Source organism: Psychrobacter sp. AOP7-B1-25 (assembly GCF_052376195.1).
Lineage (GTDB): Bacteria > Pseudomonadota > Gammaproteobacteria > Pseudomonadales > Moraxellaceae > Psychrobacter.
Map to the genome: position 1 here is coordinate 36590 of NZ_JBQSVK010000018.1, position 23509 is coordinate 60098.

Genomic DNA, 23509 nt, shown 5'->3' on the forward strand with positions numbered 1-23509 from the left:
CTGGCTTTAGAGCCATTTATCGCGGCTATTAACAACAAGCGGCAAAACCTAATGACTTAAAACGGGCAGGGACTTTCCCAGTCCATCCAAGCACCTAAAACTGGATGCTTTAAACGCAACTGCTGCGCATGCAAGTTCAACCTTGGGGCTATCTCTAACGCGGTACCTTCAGCATAAATTGGATCGCCAATCATCACATGGTCGACATGAACCATGTGTACACGCAGCTGATGACTGCGACCTGTAACTGGCTTTAACATCACTCGTGTGACTGGTTCACCATTGCAAGTTTCATGATCCACGACCTCATATAGCGTGAGCGCGTGTTTTGACCAGTCATGATCGACGATATGACGCGGTTTGGTACTTGGCTCATAGCGTACTGGCACTGATATCTCGCCAGTTGCACCGACCTGCTCCCACTCGCCAAAGACACGTGCTTGGTATTTTTTTTGCGGTAGACGTTCGATAAATTGCTTACTGATATTAGTTTGCGCTGCCGCGTTTTTGGCAAAAATCAGCAATCCCGAGGTATCCATATCTAAACGATGAATCAACTTGACAGCTGGATTGGCACGCTCAAGACGAGCAAGCAGACTGACTTTGAGTGTTTTGCCATCGACACTCAATAGTCCTGCAGGTTTATCAACCACCCAAATATCATCGTCTTCATAAACTGTAATCTCTTGCGCAAAATTTTTAAAAAACTCAAGCGGATAAGCGCTTTCTTGGATATTGAGGGCGTTGACTTCTTCATCAGTAAAAGGCATAAATTTAACTACTTCTGTAAATTGGTTTTGAGATAAGAATTTTTGATGGTTACTCTTTTGAACGTGATAGCCATGTTGGGGACGATAGCCACTTTATAAATGACAGCAAAATCTAGCTAAGTTTTAAACTTATCAATATTGCTATCTGCTAACATAAAATACGACTTCTATCTTACTGAGATACGTACTTTGACAAAGATAATCGTACTAAATAGCAGACTGAATTCTCTTGTGTGGCACCGTTTCGATTTATTGTGCTAATACTAGTTGTTAAACAATTTAACCAGCCTGTATCTAACAAGTTAGAGCAAACATGTTAATATAATGGCACATTTTCACCGCTTCTAAACAATTCTTTGACCACCAACTGATTTATTATTAAACCAATATATACGTTGATGAGTAGTGATAGAAGTAATAAAACAAGAGAGATAAAATTATGTCAGACCTTATTGTACATACTACCGATACAGATTTTGATCAAGACGTTCTACAGTCAGACGTACCTGTACTAGTAGATTTCTGGGCGCCGTGGTGTGGTCCTTGTAAAGCCATCGCTCCTATTTTAGAAGATCTAGCGACTGAGTACCAAGGTAAAGTCAAAATCGTTAAAGTAGACGTGGATAGCAACCCACAAGCAGCTAGCCGTTTCGGTATTCGCAACATTCCAACGCTATTTGTATTTAAAGACGGCGAAAAAGTTGATTCAGTCATGGGCCTACAGCCAAAAGCTGAATTGGCTAAAGTACTAGACAAGCATTTATAAGTTAAATTTGCCCGCTTTGGACTGTCATAAGCGGACAAAACAGAATAACCGAGAAGGCCATTATCTGACTAAGATAGTGGCTTTTTTGCTTGTTTTTTGTGCAAAAAACTCGATAATTCGCCTTTTTTAACAAAATTTATTGACAACGCTATTGTGAAGACCGTATAGTCTGCTGACAAGAGAAAACTAACTGTTTTCCTAAGTATCTTGTCGCTATTCTCCTCGTGTTTATCAACAAAAACACAATCGTCATTATAAACACCATTGCTGAACAAAATGACTAAACGCAATTACTGATATTGAGTTTTTGACGCAGACTCCTATGTAGCCTTTTTTATCCTTATTTCTTATTACCTTGCATCCCATAACGGCAATGCGTACATAAGCAGACATACAAAGCCAAAACTACATAAACTACAGCGCTGTGCACATACCTATATCATCATATTATCGTTATTCTAATCACTGTCGTGACTTGTGCTGCTAATGGCATCTCTCATCTGATCAATTGCTAATGACCTATCTATGAATCTTACTGAATTAAAGAAAAAATCAATCTCTGAGCTATTGGCTATTGCTAAAGAAATGGGTCTTGATAATATGGCGCGTAGCCGTAAACAGGACATTATCTTTGCTATCCTAAAAACCCATGCGCGTAACGGTGAAGCCATTTATGGTGACGGCGTACTTGAGGTTCTTCCTGATGGTTTTGGATTTTTGCGCTCATCAGAGGGCTCGTATTTAGCCGGTCCCGATGATATCTATGTTAGCCCTAGTCAAATTCGCCGTTTCAGTTTAAAGACTGGTGATAGTATCGCTGGTACGATTCGTCCACCGAAAGACTCTGAGCGTTATTTTGCGTTATTAAAAGTTGGTGAAATTAACTTTGATACACCAGATCGCTCACGTCATAAGCTTATTTTTGAGAATCTGACGCCCTTATTCCCAACTGAGCACTTGAAACTTGAGCTTGGCAATGGAACTACTGAAGATTTGACTGGACGTATCATCGATCTCATCGCTCCGATTGGTAAAGGTCAGCGCTCTATCATCGTCGCACCGCCAAAAGCGGGTAAAACGATGTTGCTACAGACCATCGCTCAATCAATTACTCGTAATAATCCCGAATGTTATTTGATCGTACTGTTGATTGATGAGCGTCCAGAAGAAGTGACCGAGATGGTACGTACGGTACGCGGTGAAGTCGTTGCCTCTACCTTTGATGAGCCGCCACAGCGTCATGTACAAGTTGCTGAAATGGTCATCGAAAAAGCGAAACGTTTGGTTGAACATAAGCAAGACGTAGTGATTTTACTTGATTCAATTACTCGTCTAGCGCGTGCTTATAATACGGTTATACCTTCATCTGGCAAAGTGTTAACAGGTGGTCTGGATGCCAATGCCCTAGAGCGCCCAAAACGCTTCTTCGGTGCCGCTCGTAACGTTGAAGAAGGTGGTAGCTTGTCTATTATTGCCAGTGCCCTTATTGATACTGGTAGTAAAATGGACAGTGTTATTTTTGAAGAGTTTAAGGGAACTGGTAACCAAGAAATTACGCTTGAGCGTGACTTGGCTGAAAAACGTGTTTTCCCTGCGATTAATATCAAAAAGTCTGGCACACGCCGCGAAGAGCGTCTCTTGGGCGAAGACAAACTGCGCAAGATATGGATTTTACGCAAATTACTTCAACCAATGGATGGCGTGCAAGCCACTGAATTCCTGTTGGACCGCCTAAAAGAGGCGAAAACCAATGACGAATTCTTTGAACAGATGAAGCGTAAATCTCAAAACTAATGTTTGATTGGTTTACTAGATACATTCGGCTTTGATTCAATATTAAGACTACCTACAGGTGGTCTTTTTTAATGACAGTGTCTAAATATTCATATTTAGACTGGTTAGGATTCACCCTTCACCATCGTTCACAGACATTGCCAATGATACAGTACGGCAACATCGCTTACATCTCGTTTGCAAAGTTTAGCTTTTTTACTACGTCTATATTATCGGTAACCGACTATTATGATAGACAGTAGGAACGTACTTGAAAATATCATGGACATAGTATTTTGAAGGTATTGATTTTAAACTTGATGACTTAATAGGTGATAATATGAAATTTGCTAAAACGTTCGCAATGACTGCAATTACTAGCTCGGCTCTTATTATGGGTGGCTGTAACGGATATAACAGTGGTTTGAGTAATACTACTAAAGGTGCTGCTGCTGGCGCTGCTGCTGGTGCTCTTATCAAAAGTGGTGGCGATAGCAAAGACATTGCTCGTGGCGCACTTGGTGGTGCTGCAGTCGGTGGCGCTGGTGCTTACATTCTCGATCAAACAAGATAATTTGCGTTAGTTAGATAATTATCATGTGATGGTTGAGGTTACTTGAATCACTGGTTAGCTATGAAATTAAAAGCCTGCAATTAACTGCAGGCTTTTTTGTGTTTAGGATTTGGTTTATTAGCTGGAAACTAGTGCCCTTATAACGCCTCACTAAAAGTATCACAAGATTGTACATTACCACTTTCTAGGCCACGAGTGAACCATTCGACACGTTGCTGACTGGTACCATGGGTAAAGTTATCAGGCACTACTGCACCGCCACTTGCTTTTGCTAAACGGTCATCACCGATTTGACCAGCAGCATTCACTGCTTCATCAATGTCACCAGCTTCTAAAAACTGTACACGCTCTTGGTTGCGTTGCGCCCATACACCCGCAAAACAATCCGCCTGTAACTCTTGCAATACCGATAACTTATTAGACTGTGCTTGAGTCACTTGCTGACGGGCTTCATTTACCTGCTGACTAATACCAAGTAATGTCTGTACATGATGACCTACCTCATGTGCTATTACATAAGCCTGCGCAAAATCGCCAGCTTTGCCTTGGTTTTCCTGACTACCAGACCCTTGCTGATCCCCTGAGATACCAAGGTTTTGACGCATTTCTACGAAAAACGACGTATCCAGATAAATAGTCTGATCTCCTGGACAGTAGAACGGACCGGTTGCAGAGCTCGCACTACCACATGCCGAGCTGACCTGACCATTAAACAAAATCAATGATGGCTCTTGATAAGTGCTACCAGCTTCATTAAAAACCTGACGCCAGACTTCTTCTGTATCTGCCAATACAACTTTTACAAATTGCGTGTCTCGGTCTGTGCTGGTTGCAACTTCAGTAGATGACTCACTACTACCTCCAGTGACTGCTTGACCTGTCTGTAAAGCAGTCATTGGGTTTACCCCAAATACCAACCATAAAATGCCAGCGATAATAATACCACCGATACCCCCACCAATCATCTTACCGCCACCTGTGCTAGAGCGCACATTCGAGCTGCCTCGTCTACCTCGCCATTTCATAATTCCATTCCTCAAATATAGATTAATTCACTATTTATATTAATCATTACTGCTATTAATCATTAGCTTTGTTATATATTATTTAGCCAACTAACTCACGTCATGAGCTCGTCTATTATCTTAAAAATAAATAAAAACATGTAAAATTACTAACTCAATTGTGGTTAATATCATTCAGCATGATATTCGGTTTATTCGACTTCTTTTTACCCAAAAAGCAAAGCCAACAGCGACAAATTATGATGAAAAATAAGGACCAAAAAAACCTCTTAACCTCTCGGATGTCATTGATTATACGTTGATTAGTCTGGCTTCTTGTATTAAAAATTATATTGAACAGCTAGAGTAAAATATCATTATAAGTTTTATTGTTACTTAATTGTACAGACTATTTCTATTTACTTAGAAAACCTATAGAATGCGTGGAAGCTGAGTAGCTGTGACTAAGACTAATTGAACTCTGAGAAATCTCGGTTTTCAACCTTCGTTGCTGCTACTGCTCATTTCATTTTTCCGGAGAAAACCATATGAAACTTAAATTACTTGCTCTAGCTGGTATCATGACTGCAACTATGGGCCTTACTGCCTGTGACAGCAGCACAGAAAACGCCGCTGAAGACTTATCTGACGCGCAAGAAGAAGTGCAAGACGCTACTGAAGAGCTAAACGAAGCTGATGCTGAAGGCGAAATGACTGCTGATGCTGACGCTGCTGACGCTGAAGCTGACATCGCTGATGCTCAAGAAGCAACTGCTACTGACGAAATGGACGCTGAAGTTCCTGTAGACGGCGAAGAAACTACTAGCATGGACGTAGCTAGCGAAACTGATACTGCTGCTGTTGACGCTTCTGACGAAGTAGTAGTTGAAGAAGCTCAGTAATTTATTGTTCATACAATAGATAAACTGTAGTAAAAAAAAGAGAGCCTATGCTCTCTTTTTTTATGTCTATCATTTATGATATTAGTAAGGTTTTGCTTTATATACAATCATCGTGTTCGATGCAGACTGCAACACCTAAAGACGTAGGTGTACACAAAAACAACTCAGTGCAAATACGCACTAGTATTCTTATCAACTCACGATAAAACAGGCACGCAATCGTTTAAGACAGTGCGAGGCTAGGTATTAGCTATCAAACAAACGCTCATCAACCTTCTGACGAAATTTTTGTCCTGTTTTAAAAGTAACCACACGGCGTGCAGATACAGCCACAGGCTCCCCTGTCTTTGGGTTACGGCCTGGACGGCTATTTTTATCTTTAAGCTCAAAGTTGCCAAAGCCTGAAAGCTTGACCTCTTTGCCATCAATCAAGCTCTCTGATAGTTCATCAAAAAAGTTCTCTACCAGACAGCGACCTTCTTGGCGTGTTAGGTTCATGTGACTCATCAAATGCTCAATCATGTCAGATTTGGTTAAGGTGCTCACAGTACGACTCCTATGCTATGTCGTGATGTCGAATATCATGGTTTAGCGGTATGAGGGTTAAGGCTAGCTATTATAAAGGGTTTTTGACCGTTTTTTAACAAAGTCTTCATTAAAATCCTTTATTAATAACCACTTAACTTATTCTATGAATAGCAATGCTCCGTAGCCTCAGGGTAAAAAGACTACAGAGCATTGGGTATAATACATACTAAATGTTAGCTATCGCGCAGCTGTACTGAATGCTGATCAGTTAGCGCTTGTACCACTTTATCTGTGGCAGTTTTGACGGCTTCATCAGACAATGTTTGCGTACTGTCTTGCCATATTAATGCAAATGCTAATGAGCGTTGCCCTGCTGGTACTTTATCACCTTGGTAAACATCAAATAACCAAAGGTCAGTCAGCATATCACCTGCCGCGGCTCGCACGGTTGTCTCTAACGTCTGCAAACTGATGTCGCTATCTACCAAGATAGCAATATCACGGCGTACTTGCGGGAACTTACTTGGTGTCGTGATGGCTTGCTGCTCACGCGCGACTGTCAATAGCGGTGCAAGTGACAATTGAGCGACCCAGGTAGCAGGTAGATCTAACTGCTTAGCAGTAGTTGGATGCAACTGGCCCAACCAACCAACATATATATCATCGATATATAACTCAGCGCTTTGTCCTGGATGTAAGAAGCTTAGCGTACTACGCTCATAGCGAATACGTGCGCTATCGATTTGAGCTGGTAATAGCTGCTCAATGTCATGCTTCAGGTCATAAAAGTCTAAGGCACGGTTTTGATAAGCTTGCTCACTCCATATATCACCAACTGCGACGAAAGCAATACTTGGCGTCTGTACTAAGTCACTGATACTTTGTCCAACAAAGCTAAGTCCTGTCTCAAAGAAACGTACACGTGGCTGCTGACGATTCAGGTTGTATTGCACGCAAGGCAGTAGGCTCGATAGCAAGGTACGACGCATAACGGCCAAATCACTAGAAATAGGGTTTGCAAGTGCCAATACCTCCCCTAGCGCTTCGTCATCAAGTAATGCTTCTAGTTTTGCATCACTAAAGCTAAAGCTAATCGCTTCCATATAGCCGTTGTCGACCAATGCTAGCTTCATCTCATGAGTCAAATCTGCGGTATCATCATAATCCATGCTTACTTGTAAATGTGGCAAGACGCTTGGAATATTGTCATAGCCATAAATACGAGCAATTTCTTCGATTAAGTCTTCTTTGATACTCATATCAAAACGATAAGATGGCGGTTTACAAACCAATGCATCGCTCTGCTGCTCTACGTCAAAACCCAATTGGGTTAAGATACGTACCATCTCAGATGGATCAATATCAATCCCAATGACATCACGAACTTTCGCGATTGGTAATGTAATCGGTGTGCGTGCTGGTAAATGCTCAAGGTTTTCAACCGTGGTTATCTTTCCAGCTTCCCCACCAGTGATGCTGGTGATCAAATCACAAGCTCGTGCCAACGCCAATGTTGGCAATTCAAAGTCAACGCCGCGCTCGAAACGCTGTGATGCGTCCGTATGCAGCCCGAAACGGCGTGCACGTGCAGCAATAGCGAGTTGATCAAAGAAAGCACTTTCTACTACGATATTGGTAGTGCTGTCAGTGACGCTGCTACGCTGACCACCCATGATACCAGCTAAGGCCAAGGCACCTTTATCATCAGCAATGACAAGCTCATCACCCGTCAAGGCAACGGTTTGCTCATTTAGCAAAGTAATGGTCTCGTCAGGCTGTGCCAAACGTACAACGATATCACCTTCGATCGTGTCTGCATCAAAAGCATGTAACGGCTGACCCAACTCCATCAACACATAGTTGGTCACATCGACCAAGAAATTGTGTGAACGTAGTCCTGACTGTACCAGCGCATCTTGCATCCATTTTGGCGTATCGATGCTACGATCGATATTGCTAATTGATTGCAACAGATAGCGAGGACACGCTTTCTTTGCAGCAACTGACACAGCTGGCGTTGCAACAGTCCCATCAATATTGACAGAAACTTCTGGCAGTTGTACAGGTAAGTCGTTGATGACTGATATTTCACGAGCAATACCACGTACACTAAAGCAATCGCCACGGTTTGGTGTGATAGAGATGTCCAGTATTTGGTTATCCAGACCTAAGTATTCACGGATATCTGTACCAACTGGTGCATCTTCAGGCAACTCAAGCAAACCGTCTATATCATCGACTAGGTCAATTTCAGAAGCGCCGCACAGCATACCGTTCGAGGCCACACCGCGTAGCTTGCTTTTTTTGATCTTAAAACCTTTGCTATCATCACTTGGTAATACCGCACCAACGGTAGCAACAGGCGCTTTCATACCGACGGTCACGTTAGGAGCACCGCAGACAATTTGTAATGGCTCAGCATCACCGATATTTACCTGAGTAACACGTAATTTATCTGCATCAGGATGCTGTTCAACGCTGATGACTTCACCGACGACCACACCGCTAAAAGTACGGGCAACCGCATAACGATCGTCAATCTCAAGCCCTGCCATGGTCAACTGTTCGGCTAACTGCTCGCTAGTGTTTGTAGGATTTACCCACTGACGTAGCCACTGTTCGCTAATTTTCATAAATATCTCGGATCAGAATTTTATAATAAAGATGTTGGAGTAAAGCTTGGCGAATTCACTTGTTATATTAACAAGGAGCACTTTTTATATTTAAAAAGCGAACTCTAGCCAAATTGCTTTAAGAAGCGTACGTCATTTTGGAAAAACAAACGCAAGTCATCGATACCGTAATACAGCATTGCAAAGCGTTCGATACCCATACCAAAAGCAAAGCCAGTATATTTATCGCTATCGATACCACAGTTGGTCAATACTTGTGGATGCACCATGCCGCAGCCCATCACTTCAAGCCATTTGCCATTATCATCTAAGATATCCACCTCTGCAGAAGGCTCAGTGAATGGGAAAAACGAAGGACGGAAACGTACGGTCAACTCTTTGGCAAAGAATGCTTCTAGAAACTCACTAATTAAACCCTTTAGCTCAGCAAAAGTGCTCGACTCTGTGACCATAAGGCCTTCTAGCTGATGAAACATCGGCGAATGAGTTTGGTCTGAGTCATTACGGTAAACACGGCCTGGACAAATGATGCGAATCGGTGGCTCATTTTTTTCCATAGTACGAATCTGTACAGGACTGGTATGCGTACGCAATAGATAATGCGCATCAAAATAAAAAGTGTCATGCATGGCACGTGCAGGATGATGCGACGGAATATTCAATGCTTCAAAATTATAGTAGTCGCTCTCCACTTCAGGGCCCGTTGCAACGTTGAAACCCGCTTGAATGAAGTACTGCTGCATACGCTGAGTAATCATCGTGACTGGATGCAGATGACCTTTTTGACCACCACGCGCAGGCAAAGTGATATCAATACTTTCGGCCTCTAATTTGGCATTGAGCGCTGCTACTTCTAGTTGCTGCTGCTGATCTGTCAATGCTTGCTGAAAGCGACTACGCACTTGATGCAACCAGCCGCCATAGGTCTTTTTATCATCAGCATCGAGCTTGCCCATCTGCTTTGACCAACCCGTTAATGGGCTCTTTTTACCAGTCAGTTGCACACGTAAATCTTGCAGTGTACGCGCATCAGTTACTTGTAGGATTAAAGTTTCAGCAGCACTTGCAAATTCGGTAAGCTGAGCTTCGGTAAGCTCATTGAGCTCTGAAGACAAGGTCGGTAGCGCCGACAAGTCGTTGGTGGCAGCAGGGTTAGTCATAAGACGCATTATTCCTGATTTGAACGGACTATTAATTGTAGGGATTTGACCAAATATTGCAAACCATTTATCCAGCTATGTTTATATAAAAAATTGATATAAAGGCTGGTTATAAGAATGGCTTGAATATTTAGACGATGATAAGCGTATTTTAAATAAACAAAGTTTTAGTAAAGAGCGCACTTAGAATAATTCAATATAAAAAAAGCCACCGACCAGCGGTAGCTTTTATTAATATCATACTATTAATCAATATTAGTCCTATCCATTTAGACAATTGCTTATAAATAATTATTTAAAAGCATCATACCTAAAGGACGGTTAATATTTAGGCCAATTCCGCTTTTGCTTTTTCGACCAATGCTGTGAAAGTCGCTGCATCATGCATAGCGATGTCTGCTAGAACGCGACGATCGATTGCGATGTTTGCTTTTTTCATACCATTGATGAAGCGGCTATAGCTTAAGCCGTTTAAGCGTGCACCAGCATTGATACGTGCGATCCAAAGACGACGGAAAGTACGTTTTTTGTTGCGACGGTCACGATAAGCATATTGACCAGCTTTGGTCACTGCCTGTACCGCTACGCGGTAAACACGTGAACGGGCACCGTAGTAGCCTTTTGCGCGCTTTAAGATTTTTTTGTGACGGCGATTTGCCTGTACACCACGTTTTACACGGGCCATAATTTACTCCAAGATTTTTTAATCACTGTTAAGCGAGTGATGATGTTAAATAACAAACATCATTGTCAGATTGCAAAGTCAAATATTTTTAATCAAAGATAAATGACGATAGGCTATTAAATGTATGGGCACATACGACGAACTGCTGCTTCGTCAGATTTGTGCACTAACTTAAGACCACGCAACTGGCGAATACGCTTAGATGATTTCTTGGTCAAAATATGGCTTTTGAATGCTTGCTTACGCTTGAAGCCATTCGCTGTTTTTTTGAAGCGTTTAGCTGCGCCGCTTCTGGTTTTCATCTTAACTTTCATGATGAGCTGCCTCTTTTTCTGTTTTAGAACCTGGTCGTCAAATAGTCACACTGAATAATCGTTATATAAATAACAACTAAACCTCTATTTGCCTCGAGGTGGGAGGCGCTATTTTAGCAGATAGCGCGTTGTTTTGCCAAGTAAAGTTTTGGCGAGCTTTTAGTAGACAATAAAGACAAATAACCAGCATTAAATAAGCGATAGCTCTCCTCTCAAAAGCCCTAATAAAATGGCTGATTTTTCTCCAAATAGATTGAATGTCAGCGTAAGCTGTGCTTAAGTAGAGACTGAGCCATATCTTCATATAAACGCTATTAAAATTATCATATTCACCATGAGTGTTTAGGCTGGAATGTATCATCATAATGACAATAAAGCTGCTAACTTAGGGCATGATAATTAAAATAATCTTTGGTCATCACTCTAGGAGATAGTGTGTCAAAACAAGAGTTAGTATTCGACGACGACTTGTTTGTTTTTGAGACAGTGATGCGCGTGCGTTATACGGAAGTCGATGCAGGACAACATATAACTGTAGAATCCCTGACGGCTTTATTGTCCGAAGCACGGTTAAGGTTTCTACACGCTAAAAGTGTCAAAGAAATCAACGCAGACCATCAAGGCTTGATTATTGATAAATTGCAGCTAGATATTGTTAAACGTATCCGCATAAGGGAAGAGCTGCTGTTTGAAGTTGGTATCGAGCCAATATATGATAATGGCGGTAATATAATCATGAAAGTCACACGGATGCACACGGGCGAAACAGTAGCAAAAGCACGACAGCATTTTAGAGGTTATGACTTTAACCTCAATAAAGTGACTAAGCTTGATAATATGATCAAAGAAGCGCTATATCCGCATTTATTTAGACTGTAAAATCGCTTGTTATAAACAGTATGCTTTCATTTAGTATAATTGCACTCTATAGCGCATTTAATTAACATCATATTGCGAGCTGTCAGTATACGACAGAGTATTTCAGATAACCTCCCCGCTTTAATCATAAGTAGTATAATTGCTTATCACTCTTTTTCACTTTCTACCTATAAGACGACAAATACATTATGACTTTACCTGCTTGGCTGACTGCCGTAACTTTTAATGATGATGGTTTGATTCCTGCAATTGCTCAAGATCATCAGACAGGTCGTATTTTGATGATGGCGTGGATGAATGCAGAAGCATTACAGCTCACCGCACAAACACAAACAGCGGTGTATTTTTCGCGCTCGCGTGCCAAACTCTGGCACAAGGGAGAGACGTCAGGTCATACGCAAATTGTGCATGACATTCGTCTAGACTGTGATGCAGACGTAATTGTGCTTGAGGTTACCCAAAAAGGTGGTATCGCTTGCCATACTGGCCGCGAGTCTTGTTTCTATCAGCGTCTAGATCTATCAGGCCAAACACCTGAGTGGCAGACCGTCGATAAAGTATTAAAAGACCCTGCGGATATTTATCATTCTCAGAAATCTACTAGCGATACTCATGAAGCTGAGAGCACTGTGGCGAATACTGACTCTGACACTATCCAAACACAATCTGACAGCGCTCAAACACAAGTCGATAAAGCCTCTGTGCTACAGCAGTTAGATCAAGTGTTAGCAGAGCGCAAACAAGCCGATGCCGACAGCTCTTATGTAGCCAGTCTATATGCTAAAGGATTGAATAAAATATTAGAAAAAGTCGGTGAAGAGAGTACAGAAAGTATCATCGCTGCCAAAGATTTTGCTAACTGCGACGAGAGTACAGACAAAGCAAACTATGATGAAGCCCGTCATGAGCTGATCTATGAAGTAGCAGATGTCTGGTTCCATACCTTGGTTGGACTGGCCTGGTTTGATATAGAGTCGGATGCCGTATTAAACGAGCTTGGCAGACGTTTTGGGTTATCTGGTATCGATGAAAAAGCCGCTAGATAAGCCTAAATAAAAAATAAACGTCTATTTTATTGGATTATTGTTGCTTTCACCTATTTGTAATAAGTGCAGGTTATAATATAGCTCTGTTTTATCTTGCATTATATGTCGATGCTTTTTGTTTAATAGATAGACTTTTTTAAACTCAAAGCAGACATATCAAGACTGAAAACCAAGTCACAAAACCAAGTCACAAGGATACCATTATGGGTAGTTTTTCTATTACACATTGGCTGATACTATTGGTCGTTGTCGTTGTCGTGTTTGGCACCTCAAAACTCAGAAATGCTGGTAAAGATTTGGGCGGTGCTGTCAAAGGTTTTAAAGAAGCGGTCAAAGACGAAAATACAGAACATGCTAAAAAACACGCAGTTCTTGACCACGATGCGACGGCACACACTGAAGAGCGCTCAACAACAACCAAGGTTGATGATAAGCATAACGTATAGCATCTAAACAGTGACATCGGACCATTATGTTTGATATCGGGTTTTCTGAATTACTCCTCTTTGGCGTTATCGCCCTAATCGTACTGGGCCCAGAAAAACTGCCACAGGCAGCGCGTACGGCTGGGCAATGGTACGCCAAAATTCGCCGTACAGTCTCAACATTGCAGTCTGAAATAGAGGCTGAGCTTGACTTGGCTGAGACACGCCAGCAAATGCAGAAAGAGCTTGCCAAAATTCGCCAGACCGAAACTGAGATGAGGCGTGAAATGGCTGAGATGCGCGGTAATATGAAAGCTTTTGAAAGCTCACATAGTCCTTCTTCTATAGCGTCTGAAACGACTATGAATGCTGAAAACAGCAAGGGCGACGAAGCTCATGAAAATAGCCGTACACAAAAGCATCAAGCAGCCACGCCAAAAGCATTCGACTATGCTTATGCCACTGACGAGCAGCCAAATACCTTAGAAAATGGTCAATTATCGAAGCCCAGTCACAGCGATGACGATGTAGGTGATGTAAATGATGCCAATACAGCGCCAGTTGTTCAGACCATCACTACCCGTCCGTGGGAAAACATGTGGTTTCGACTTGGTGCTTATGACAAAGCACGTCGGCTCCCAATGCCGCCATATGTGCCAAACTATAAAGCTGACGCCCTACTCAACAATCCTCTCAACATGCAGACTTCTGACCCTAAGCAGGAGACTGACTAATGCAATTATTCAAACGTAAAAAAAGCCGTCAAGAGAAAATCGCGGTTTCAGCTACTACAGAATCAAATACTATTCATCAAAACCCTGAAGCGACGTCAGATGCTCACCAGAAAAAAGAGTCAGATGATGTTTTAAGCCCTTTAGCTGATATGCCTATTACCGAGCATTTGGTTGAGCTGCGTCGGCATTTGATCAAAATATGTGTGGCGGTACTGATAATATTTTTAGGCTTGGTCGGCTATTCGCGCGAGCTATACAACTTTTTATCTGACCCACTGGTTGCGCAGTTACCCGCCAACTCGACCATGATTGCCACCGATATCACGTCAAATTTTATGGCACCGATACGTCTGACCGTATTCGTCGCCGCATTTTTGGCGATGCCTTATATCCTTTATCAAATTTGGTCATTTGTAGCGCCTGGTCTGTATAAAAAAGAAAAGAAGATCGCTATTCCAGTGCTGCTATCTTCTATATTTTTGTTTTATGCTGGTGTGGCTTTTTCTTACTTTATTGTGCTTAAAGGGGTCTTAAAGTTCTTTATCATGTTCGCTCCGCAAAACGTACTGCCAATGACGGATATCGACAGCTATCTCAGCTTTGCCTTAAAGTTATTTATGGTATTCGGCTTAACATTTGAGATTCCAGTCGTCACTTTGCTATTGATATTGGCAGGCATTGTCTCCATTCAGAGCTTAGAAGAGAAACGTCGCTATATCATTGTGGGCTGTTTTGCTGTGGCTGCCGTTGTCACGCCGCCCGATGGCGTATCGATGCTCATGCTGGCGATTCCGATGTGGTTATTGTTTGAGCTTGGTTTATTTTTGGCGAAAATTTTAATCAAAGAAGAGCCTAGTCATACTCAGGTGTCGACAGACAAAGAATAAAACACTTATCAGTCTAGTCTAGATCAAAATAAAGTTATTGATTACATATAGCTATGCGTTAAACTACCATTACACCGTTTTATTCTTGCCTCATTAGTAAGCTGATTGCTTATTATCACGTTTTAGCACCACCATCATCTATAAGCCATTGTTTACCCAGTGGCTTTTTTTGCCCCTTTTATTTTTAATCAATTTTTGTATTTAGGTAGCTTTATTATGTCCGCATCTATGCCAGCTTATATGAGCGATCCCACTAACGAGCAGCTGAGTGCGCTGAATATGGCGATGGATCACAAGTCGTTTAAAGTGGTTGCTTATGCGGGCGCCGGTAAGACAACGACGCTCAAGCTAATCGGTGAGCGCTTACGTGGACGCGGATTATATCTGGCTTTTAACAAAGCGATTGCCAATGATGCTCGCTCAAAGTTTCCGCCGCATGTAGAATGCCGTACTTTTCACTCATTAGCTTATCGTCATGTCGCTCGTGATATTACCGCCAAGCTATCATTACCGCGCTTTTCACCTAAGCGTCTCGGTGATGATTTGGGACTACAGCCTGTGCAAGTGCGTCGGCAAATGGATGGGATTAATAAATACATCACACTAACACCAGCGCGATTGTCTCGGTTTGTCAGCGATGCGGTAAGTAACTTTTGTAGTACGCATGCTAGCTATCCTGCGCCAAGGCACATACTGTTCCCAAGTTGGCTCGATGACTCAGATGCAGAGCAATTACGTGAGCTGCTCTACCCTGCCGTCGAACAACGCTGGTTACAGTCGATTGACGCGCGGCACCCTGCTGGTATTGGCCATGATATTTATCTCAAGCTTTGGGCGTTGTCTAAACCAAGCATTCCAGCGGACTTTATCTTATTTGATGAAGCACAGGATGCTGATCCCTTAATGATGGGTATCTTGACGCAGCAGTCGAGACAAGTCATCTATGTGGGCGATGCACACCAGCAGATTTACGAATGGCGTGGCGCTGTGAATGCCATGAAAAAACTGCCATTGCCGCAGACTTTATTGACGCAGTCTTTCAGATTCGGTGAGCCGATTGCAGAAGTGGCCAATACCTTATTAAAAGCACTACAAGAGGATGTACCGCTAAAAGGTAATCCGAACAAACAGTCTTCTACCGATAAGGGCATGGTACATAGTAAAAAAGATGCTATTTTGTGCCGCACCAATGCGGCTGCCATGTCGCAACTGTTGACAGGATTAAAGCACGGGCATCGCGTGGCGTTACAAGCGGATACCGACCGTATGCTCAAATTCTGCCAAGCAGCCGAAAACTTAAAAAATGGTAAATCGGCTTATGGTGTACCTGAGCTGGCGTATTTTTATAACTGGGGTGATGTGCAAGAGTACGCCGAAACCAATGAGGGCAGCGATCTCAAAACACTCGTCAAACTAGTCGATGACCACGGCACCAATGTATTGAGCCAAGCAGTCAATAGTCTGACTAGTATTGAAAACGCTGACTATGTCATCTCCACCGCTCATAAAGCAAAAGGGCTCGAGTGGGGAAAAGTACAGTTAGATGATGACTTTTACTACGATGTGACCACCAACGCCGTCAAGATCAGCCCAGAAGAGCTACGTCTGCTCTATGTCGCCTGTACTCGCGCGCAGAGCAATTTGGATATTCATAATATTAAAGACTTGATATCAGGATTACAGACGGGCAAAAAAGTGATTTTTGGCAATACTTAACTACCTTTCATTTCTTTCAGTCTCAAGCTTTACTCTATCTTTCTTATAATGACCCTTTAGCAGTGAACCACCAGCATGAATAATAGCCAGCAACTTCAAACGCGTCAAAATACTATTAACCAACTATTTGCGGCTCCCGTGCGTTTGCTCGCCCCGATGGAGGGCTTAACCGATCCATTAATGCGCCAAATTTTAACGCAAATTGCGTCTGACTTGGGGCGGCCTTATGATTGGTCAGTGAGTGAGTTTATTCGTATCACTCAACATGTACTGCCTGCGCATGTGTTTTACAAATATGTGCCTGAGCTACATCACAATGCCAAAACAGCCTCTGGTACGCCCATTCATGTACAGATTTTAGGTAGCGAAGCGCAGCTCATGGCTGAAAATGCCGCGTACGCTTGTGAGCTCGGTGCGCCTGCTATCGATATCAACTTTGGATGTCCGGCGAAAACAGTCAATAGCCATCGCGGTGGTTCCGTATTGTTAGATGAACCTGAAACCATGTATCAAATTATCAGTGCCGTACGTCAAGCCGTTCCCGCCCACATACCAGTATCAGCTAAGATTCGTCTGGGCTATACAGATACTAGCCGAATGGATGATATTCGCGGCGCAATTAACGATAGCGGCGCCGATTGGCTGACTATTCATGCACGCACTAAGACCCAAGGCTATAAGCCGCCTGCCTATTGGGACAAAATCCAAAGTTTTAATGCGCTCGATATTCCAATCATTGCCAACGGTGAGATATGGAATGTAGAGCATGCGCAAAACTGTATGACGCAAGCAGGTACACAGCACTTGATGTTAGGTCGCGGCGCAGTGACTCGCCCTGATTTAGTGGCGCAAGTTGGCAACCGCATTGAAAGCAATGCTGACAATGTAGAGAATACGGCTACATTGCTATGGAAGGATTTGATTGCGCATCAGATTAAGTTTTTAGAAGGTGCGGCAAAAAACGATGTGGTGTTAGTCGGCCGCTATAAGCAATGGCTAGGTATGCTCACCAAAGGCTATGTTGAGGCGCAAACCGTGTGGGAAAGTATCAAACGAGAGAAAAATAAAGCGGTGATTATTAGCGCATTACAAGCAAGCGTACGAGATTGGTCACCTGCTTGTATTTGAACGTTTTGGTAGTTACAGGTATTTTTACTAGACGCTGACTCGTATTGCTAAATAAAATAGCATTAGACAACAAGCCATTGACAATCCCCATAAGATAGAGCGGAACATTGCCAAATTAGTAATATACGCCACACAAAAACCAATGCGTATCATCACATACAGCCACGCCAATACGTTGATAATCGATTGCGGTACAAAAAGCAGCATAGCAACTATCACTGCTGCCAAAAACACTGGCAAAGTTTCATAACTGTTCTGCTGTGCAGCATTAGCACGTGCCGCCATTCCTGTCGCATTTTGAAAAAATTCGCGAGGATGTGCATTATTTCTGATTTTAAAGCCACCAGATACTTTTGCAACGATTGACACCATCCATGGCATTAGGCTTGCTACCACCATGGCTAAAATGGCAGATGCCACTTTGTCAGTTACCAACTCAAAGAATGCACTTATCATTATATAAGTCCCTACCCTGCAACCACTTCAAAATCATGGGTGATATTGACCCCACCTGCTACTAACATACGGCTGGCAGAACAGTATTTCTCTGCTGATAAATGGATGGCTTTTTCGACTTGTTTTTCTTTGACGTCTTGACCAGTCACAATGAAATGCATATGGATATCGGTATAGACCGCTGGTACGGTTTCAGCGCGCTGAGCGGTTAGCTCACAACGTACATCCGTCACTGCTTGGCGTGATTTTTGTAAAATCTCTACGACATCATAACTGGCGCAACCACCTAGCCCTAGCAAAATCAGCTCCATTGGGCTTGAGCCTTTTTCTTTATCAGCATCAATTTGTACATTATGCCCTGATGGTGACACACCCATAAAGGCTTTGTTCTCTTGCCATATGACGCTTGCTTTTGATTCTGACATTGTAGATGTTCCTCGTTTTAAATGGCGTATCGCCTATTATTATTGTGTGAATGATATATTGCCCAGCTAGTGTAGCACAAGCCAAAGCAAGATTTTATAGGCGCATTGTGTTGCTGCTCGCTTACCGATGACGAGTATGTTTGGACTATTTACTACATGACGAGATATTACACTCCGATAGTATACGTGCGTAAAAGTTCTACTTAAAAACCTACAAAAGTTCGTTTATAAACAGTTGATTTTAAAAGGTAAAACTCGTGAAACATTTTATAGCAAAATACTGTTACACATTTTGCTTGTTTCTTGGTTTAATAACGGTAATGAATCTTGTTTTGAGCAGATATCGATAACAATCACCTTATAATAATTACGATTGCTGTCACGGTTTCAAATCAGAACAAGCTATTTTTAAATAAATTAAAAGGTTTAGTCATGATAGATGCAGACGGCTTTCGCGCCAATGTCGGCATCATCTTGGCAAATACACAAGGGCAGGTTCTGTGGGCAAAACGTATTGGTCACAACGCTTGGCAGTTTCCGCAGGGTGGTATCGACCGCGGGGAGACGCCGATGGATGCGATGTATCGCGAGCTCTGGGAAGAGGTCGGCTTACATCCGCGTCACGTAGACTTACTGGCAGTCACGCAAGACTGGTTGCGCTATCGTTTGCCAAAACGTTATGTACGTCATGGCCAGCACCCCTTATGTATTGGGCAAAAACAAAAATGGTTTTTGCTACGCTTAGATGAGCCAAATACTCAACATATTCGCTTCGATGAAGGGAAACCTGAATTTGACCATTGGCAATGGGTCAGCTACTGGTATCCACTTGGACAAGTGATTCACTTTAAACGAGGGGTCTATCGTCGCGCTTTACAAGAATTAGTACGCGAACTTCCCCTAAAGCAAGAGCTGATCCTTCCTGAACAAGATAACCATTTGCTTATGTAATGAGTCACTCAATAGCACAATGCAAAACACCCACGATAATAGCTAGAATGTTAGCAATTACCGTGGGTGTTTTTTTATGGTTTACTAATGGTCATTTTCAGTGATTATTGAACTCACGGCTAATAATACTAGCGGCACAACTTGCACCCGTACCTTTCTCTTTGCGCAATGTCAAAATACTTTGAGTGCGGGTACCATAAGTAGGTTTGCTGGTTTCAGTAACGCCAAAAGCGACGGGTTCAATATAAACAGATGACAGCATTTGCTCTACCTCAACTGCTACGCCAGTCATAGGCAGCTTATCTTCTGGTGCTTTGGTACTATCTGACAAAACATTAAAGGCCGCCGCTTGCCAGTACGCAGGTGAGCTATCCTCCGCAATCAGTGGCAGCACCTCTTGGCGTAGTCGTCCGCGTAAGCGCTCTGTCTTAAACCAGCTGTCCTCTGGTTGTCCATTAGAGATGACATGCAGACCTGTATATAGTGGCGTGGGTGCATGACCGCGATTATTGACGATCACAGCTTGCGCAGCGTCACCAATGATCAGATTAAAACCCGCATAACCTTGCAAATCAATCTGCCGTGCAAAATCCATCGGGCTTAAATCCCCTGTTAAAAACTCGGTGACCAGTGCTCCACGTGAACGCTCATCACTACTTGCCTGCACACCATCACGAAAATTTAATACCGCAGCCCAACGACCATTTTGGTGATGATACTCTGGCTTCTGAGCTTGTGAAGCTTGCTGATGAATACCTAACCACGTGCCACTACTTTGTTTATCGCGTCCAGCATAAATAGGTTGATCAGCCCATTGATGTAACGGCTCAGTTGGCCGCTGCAAAAACTCATCACGGTTCGACAGTAGCACCAGTGGTAGATCATCAAATAATTGCCAAGCAATAGCAACAATACACATAGCTTTCCTTTTATAATCATTTTCGTTATGCGGGTCATTCTTAATAGAGGCAAAGATATTATTTCAGACGTCTCTTGTTAATAAGATAGTACTGACGGGCAGTACTTATTAATTACCGGTTAATAACTTATTGGCAGGGTAGCTGATTTGGGAAGTCGAACGTATTACTTGTGACTGTTTACTTGGTAAGTCAAACTCCCATGCCACCATGCCTTGATTGTCATTCCAATCTTGCTCAGTCACAGGCGGCGTATGCGTTATCGCCACTTTTAGACTGTCATCACGGCTGATAGGCTCACTGCCTAGCACTTGTAAGCTTACGCTACGATTGTGCTGATTGGTAAATTGATAGGACTTGGTGGTTGTCAGTGTTTGCATGCGGTTTATCACACCTTTTTCACCTTGCTTATCTTCATTGGTCAGCTCTTTTACGAGCATATTTGAATCACGACCAAATCCAATCCCTTGCTCTTTTAGTACTTGATAATTATAACGCGACTGACCCACATAGTTGTCATCACGGTACAGCTGTAGCGAACCATCAACCCAGTCTGGTGTCAAAAACGGCGCTGATGCATACCAATAGGCAGCAGTCTCGACACTCGGTGTACTGCGAATCCATAGCTTACTGTTACCAGATTGCTCTCCAATCACCGTGCGTACCCGTCTCCCGTCACTTGGAATACTGACCAACTGCGGTAAGCGATACTCAATGATGCCATTTTTGTTTTGGCTACTGACCGTGAAGTTGGGTAGCGGTGCCATAGGTGCCCCTGCACCTTTGTTGTAAGCAGGCTCCGCCATCACAACGGGAGACTCATCCATCATAGATAATTCACGTCTCACTTGAGCATCTTCGCGCTCCTCATATAATGATAGACGCTGTACATACGGCAGTTGCCCAGTCGTCCTTTGATTGGGATTAACAGTACTAAGTATCAGTGGTACGTTTGTCCAGTTCTCGCCAGTTTGCTGAGCAATAATTGCAGAAGCGGTAATATTCAACTGGTCACTGTCTGTGTTTAGACGAGCTTGATATGCAGGCTCCCAACCTGCGCCTTGCACTTGATAATGCAATTTAACGCTACTCGGTGAGCGGCTTGCAGTACGTACACTCACCTGTGTCACCTTGTTAAAAGTCGATGTCGCGCTGCCTGCCATCAGTTGATTAAGGGCGTCTTGGGCACGCGCTTGTCGCTGTTGAATCTCCAAAATTCTTTGATTAATACTGGTTGCTTGCGTTTCTATGTCGCGTGCATTATTGGCAATTGTGCTATCTGTATTGACTTGCGTGGCTTTGGTCAAATTATGTAAATAGGCTTTTGCTAACCGTGCTGCTTCTAGCTCAGCATTGATATTGGCTAAGATATTTTGTTGCGTCTGTACCTTAGCATCACCTTGATACTGACATTGGGCTGCCTGCTCACCTGTCAGCTCTTCGATGCTGACTTCCCCGACATTGACATTGTTCGCCGCCTGTACGCTTAGACTTTCTTTATCCATATAAGGTGACAAGCACGAAAAAACTACCGTTTGCTCACCGCTACCTGTGATAGGCAATGCACGTGTTACGCTCGCCAGCCCCTGATAAATCGTCACTTGCTCGACATTACTGGTCGCCGCTTGTGCCGAAGACACTCCCAAAACGACACTGCTACCAAGTACAAGTGGCAAGATAGTCAATACTTTCGTTTGATTAAGTGGCGATAATACGCGGCCACAGCCTGTTGAGACAGACAAATCCGTTAATTGTGCGTTCATATATCATTCCTTAGCAGTAAAATCCATCATGGCAGCCACGCGTTGGCTTAACGCGCAAAATCTTAACTATCTTAGAGATATTACCGTAGCTGTTTTACAAGTCTTTGGCAATAAATGCTTTTAGTAGAAAGCACTTTTGATAAGAAACACTTTTAACGATAACCCTCTTCATGTGGTATCTATTCAGTTTCAACAATTTGGTTTTTAACATTGCACCATTTTTTGTTCACCTCCCCTTTATGGTGCAATTTATTGACGATATTGCACTAAATTAATGAATATATTAATCAAAATTTAACTATTGCTTGATTATTACCCGATTATTGGCTTTTTTAACTTGGCACGGAACTTGAACTCTTAATAAGTGTTCAGGAACAGTATTTTACCTTTTGTATTTATTAGGAGATGTCCATGTTTTCGTTACCAATTTCAGCCAATACTCAAGTGGTAGACCCTCAATCACACGGAAAAATAAAATCACGTTTTTCAGTACTAGCAGTGGCCGTCGTTGGCAGCTTGAGCCTTATTGGGTGTCAAAAACCTGCCGAAACTGCGGCATCGACAGAGACAACCACTGAAGCAAGTACAGAAACAACCACCGAGCCTGCTGCTGATGGTGACACCATCAAAGTCGGCATTTTACATTCGCTGTCTGGCACCATGGCCATCTCTGAAACATCTTTGAAAGATACCGCATTGATGACGATTGATGAAATCAACGCCAATGGTGGCGTGCTCGGCAAGCAGCTAGAACCAGTCGTCGTCGACCCCGCTTCTGATTGGCCATTGTTCGCTGAAAAAGCCCGTCAGCTACTGACTCAAGATCAAGTGGATGTCATCTTTGGCGGTTGGACGTCTGTATCACGTAAGTCAGTATTACCAGTAGTCGAAGAGTTAAATGGGCTCATGTTCTATCCAGTGCAGTACGAAGGACAAGAACAATCAGAAAACATCTTTTACACTGGAGCAGCACCCAACCAGCAAGCTATTCCAGCGGTCGAATACTTGATGAGCGAAGAAGGCGGCAGTGCAGAACGCTTTGTGTTATTAGGTACTGATTACGTCTATCCACG

The 23509-nt window shown here is 42.9% G+C and carries 24 protein-coding genes; 13 read left to right on the forward strand and 11 right to left on the reverse strand.

All coding sequences use genetic code 11. The annotated features are described in order from the left end of the window. Positions 1–56: 56 nt before the first annotated feature. Positions 57–770 (reverse strand): RluA family pseudouridine synthase, encoded by a 714-nt coding sequence (locus tag ACT3QR_RS12065; RefSeq protein ID WP_444521573.1) that lies wholly within the window; start codon positions 768–770, stop codon positions 57–59. Between the two features lie 439 nt (positions 771–1209). On the opposite strand from ACT3QR_RS12065, the gene trxA reads away from it, so the two are divergent. The 3 genes from trxA to ACT3QR_RS12080 all read left to right on the forward strand — a co-directional run bounded on the left by trxA (position 1210) and on the right by ACT3QR_RS12080 (position 3883). Next, entirely contained in the window at positions 1210–1536 is a 327-nt protein-coding gene (trxA, locus tag ACT3QR_RS12070) for a thioredoxin (protein WP_025651527.1), read from the forward strand. A 525-nt stretch (positions 1537–2061) separates the two neighbouring features. Beyond that, the gene (rho, locus tag ACT3QR_RS12075; RefSeq protein WP_444521574.1) at positions 2062–3330 is read left to right on the forward strand and encodes a transcription termination factor Rho; all 1269 of its coding nucleotides are present in this window, start codon (positions 2062–2064) and stop codon (positions 3328–3330) included. Between the two features lie 319 nt (positions 3331–3649). Beyond that, a complete protein-coding gene (locus ACT3QR_RS12080; protein ID WP_444521575.1) occupies positions 3650–3883 on the forward strand; it encodes a hypothetical protein in 234 nt (77 codons plus the stop codon). Between the two features lie 137 nt (positions 3884–4020). Here the strand turns inward: ACT3QR_RS12080 and ypfJ are convergent, their stop codons facing one another. Further along, positions 4021–4908 carry a KPN_02809 family neutral zinc metallopeptidase gene (gene ypfJ / locus ACT3QR_RS12085; protein ID WP_444521576.1) on the reverse strand — a complete coding sequence of 296 codons (888 nt, stop codon included), beginning with the start codon at positions 4906–4908 and terminating at the stop codon, positions 4021–4023. Positions 4909–5435: 527 nt separating this feature from the next. Between ypfJ and ACT3QR_RS12090 the strand changes: the two genes are divergently transcribed. After that, positions 5436–5789 (forward strand): hypothetical protein, encoded by a 354-nt coding sequence (locus tag ACT3QR_RS12090; RefSeq protein WP_444521577.1) that lies wholly within the window; start codon positions 5436–5438, stop codon positions 5787–5789. Between the two features lie 246 nt (positions 5790–6035). Here ACT3QR_RS12090 and ACT3QR_RS12095 read toward each other — a convergent pair whose 3' ends face one another. The 5 genes from ACT3QR_RS12095 to rpmI form a co-directional block, all read right to left on the reverse strand. Next, positions 6036–6335, reverse strand: coding sequence for an integration host factor subunit alpha (locus ACT3QR_RS12095; protein WP_444521578.1), 300 nt, complete (start codon positions 6333–6335; stop codon positions 6036–6038). Between the two features lie 215 nt (positions 6336–6550). Beyond that, a complete protein-coding gene (gene pheT, locus ACT3QR_RS12100; RefSeq protein WP_444521579.1) occupies positions 6551–8950 on the reverse strand; it encodes a phenylalanine--tRNA ligase subunit beta in 2400 nt (799 codons plus the stop codon). A gap of 104 nt (positions 8951–9054) precedes the next feature. Continuing rightward, positions 9055–10110: a phenylalanine--tRNA ligase subunit alpha gene (gene pheS, locus ACT3QR_RS12105; RefSeq protein WP_444521580.1), complete on the reverse strand. Its 1056-nt coding sequence runs from the start codon at positions 10108–10110 to the stop codon at positions 9055–9057. Positions 10111–10438: 328 nt separating this feature from the next. Next, complete coding sequence (gene rplT, locus ACT3QR_RS12110) at positions 10439–10795, reverse strand: 50S ribosomal protein L20 (protein ID WP_011281252.1); 357 nt, start codon at positions 10793–10795, stop codon at positions 10439–10441. Positions 10796–10911: 116 nt separating this feature from the next. Continuing rightward, a complete protein-coding gene (gene rpmI / locus ACT3QR_RS12115) occupies positions 10912–11109 on the reverse strand; it encodes a 50S ribosomal protein L35 (protein ID WP_444521581.1) in 198 nt (65 codons plus the stop codon). A 435-nt stretch (positions 11110–11544) separates the two neighbouring features. On the opposite strand from rpmI, the gene ACT3QR_RS12120 reads away from it, so the two are divergent. From ACT3QR_RS12120 to ACT3QR_RS12150, 7 genes are all read left to right on the forward strand, one after another. Continuing rightward, on the forward strand, positions 11545–11988 hold the full coding sequence (locus ACT3QR_RS12120; RefSeq protein ID WP_444521582.1) for an acyl-CoA thioesterase: 444 nt from the start codon (positions 11545–11547) through the stop codon (positions 11986–11988). Between the two features lie 188 nt (positions 11989–12176). Further along, positions 12177–13034, forward strand: coding sequence for a bifunctional phosphoribosyl-AMP cyclohydrolase/phosphoribosyl-ATP diphosphatase HisIE (gene hisIE / locus ACT3QR_RS12125; protein WP_444521583.1), 858 nt, complete (start codon positions 12177–12179; stop codon positions 13032–13034). A 203-nt stretch (positions 13035–13237) separates the two neighbouring features. Continuing rightward, entirely contained in the window at positions 13238–13480 is a 243-nt protein-coding gene (tatA, locus tag ACT3QR_RS12130) for a Sec-independent protein translocase subunit TatA (RefSeq protein WP_444521584.1), read from the forward strand. 26 nt (positions 13481–13506) lie between these two features. After that, positions 13507–14193 (forward strand): Sec-independent protein translocase protein TatB, encoded by a 687-nt coding sequence (gene tatB, locus ACT3QR_RS12135; RefSeq protein WP_444521585.1) that lies wholly within the window; start codon positions 13507–13509, stop codon positions 14191–14193. Positions 14194–14342: 149 nt separating this feature from the next. After that, a complete protein-coding gene (gene tatC, locus ACT3QR_RS12140) occupies positions 14343–15080 on the forward strand; it encodes a twin-arginine translocase subunit TatC (protein WP_444521596.1) in 738 nt (245 codons plus the stop codon). 216 nt (positions 15081–15296) lie between these two features. Beyond that, the gene (locus ACT3QR_RS12145; protein WP_444521586.1) at positions 15297–16796 is read left to right on the forward strand and encodes a UvrD-helicase domain-containing protein; all 1500 of its coding nucleotides are present in this window, start codon (positions 15297–15299) and stop codon (positions 16794–16796) included. Between the two features lie 75 nt (positions 16797–16871). Continuing rightward, entirely contained in the window at positions 16872–17924 is a 1053-nt protein-coding gene (locus ACT3QR_RS12150) for a tRNA dihydrouridine synthase (RefSeq protein WP_444521587.1), read from the forward strand. 27 nt (positions 17925–17951) lie between these two features. Here the strand turns inward: ACT3QR_RS12150 and ACT3QR_RS12155 are convergent, their stop codons facing one another. Both ACT3QR_RS12155 and ACT3QR_RS12160 read right to left on the reverse strand, forming a co-directional pair. Next, entirely contained in the window at positions 17952–18380 is a 429-nt protein-coding gene (locus ACT3QR_RS12155; RefSeq protein WP_444521588.1) for an MAPEG family protein, read from the reverse strand. 11 nt (positions 18381–18391) lie between these two features. Further along, on the reverse strand, positions 18392–18805 hold the full coding sequence (locus ACT3QR_RS12160; protein WP_444521589.1) for an OsmC family protein: 414 nt from the start codon (positions 18803–18805) through the stop codon (positions 18392–18394). Positions 18806–19237: 432 nt separating this feature from the next. On the opposite strand from ACT3QR_RS12160, the gene ACT3QR_RS12165 reads away from it, so the two are divergent. Next, positions 19238–19756, forward strand: coding sequence for an RNA pyrophosphohydrolase (locus tag ACT3QR_RS12165; RefSeq protein ID WP_444521590.1), 519 nt, complete (start codon positions 19238–19240; stop codon positions 19754–19756). Positions 19757–19853: 97 nt separating this feature from the next. Here the strand turns inward: ACT3QR_RS12165 and ACT3QR_RS12170 are convergent, their stop codons facing one another. Together ACT3QR_RS12170 and ACT3QR_RS12175 are read right to left on the reverse strand one after the other, a co-directional pair. Beyond that, complete coding sequence (locus ACT3QR_RS12170; RefSeq protein WP_444521591.1) at positions 19854–20675, reverse strand: NRDE family protein; 822 nt, start codon at positions 20673–20675, stop codon at positions 19854–19856. 108 nt (positions 20676–20783) lie between these two features. After that, positions 20784–22436: a DUF4139 domain-containing protein gene (locus tag ACT3QR_RS12175; RefSeq protein ID WP_444521592.1), complete on the reverse strand. Its 1653-nt coding sequence runs from the start codon at positions 22434–22436 to the stop codon at positions 20784–20786. Between the two features lie 411 nt (positions 22437–22847). On the opposite strand from ACT3QR_RS12175, the gene ACT3QR_RS12180 reads away from it, so the two are divergent. Next, positions 22848–23509, forward strand: a 662-nt coding sequence (locus ACT3QR_RS12180) for a transporter substrate-binding protein (RefSeq protein ID WP_444521593.1), incomplete at its 3' end; no start/stop codon positions are given.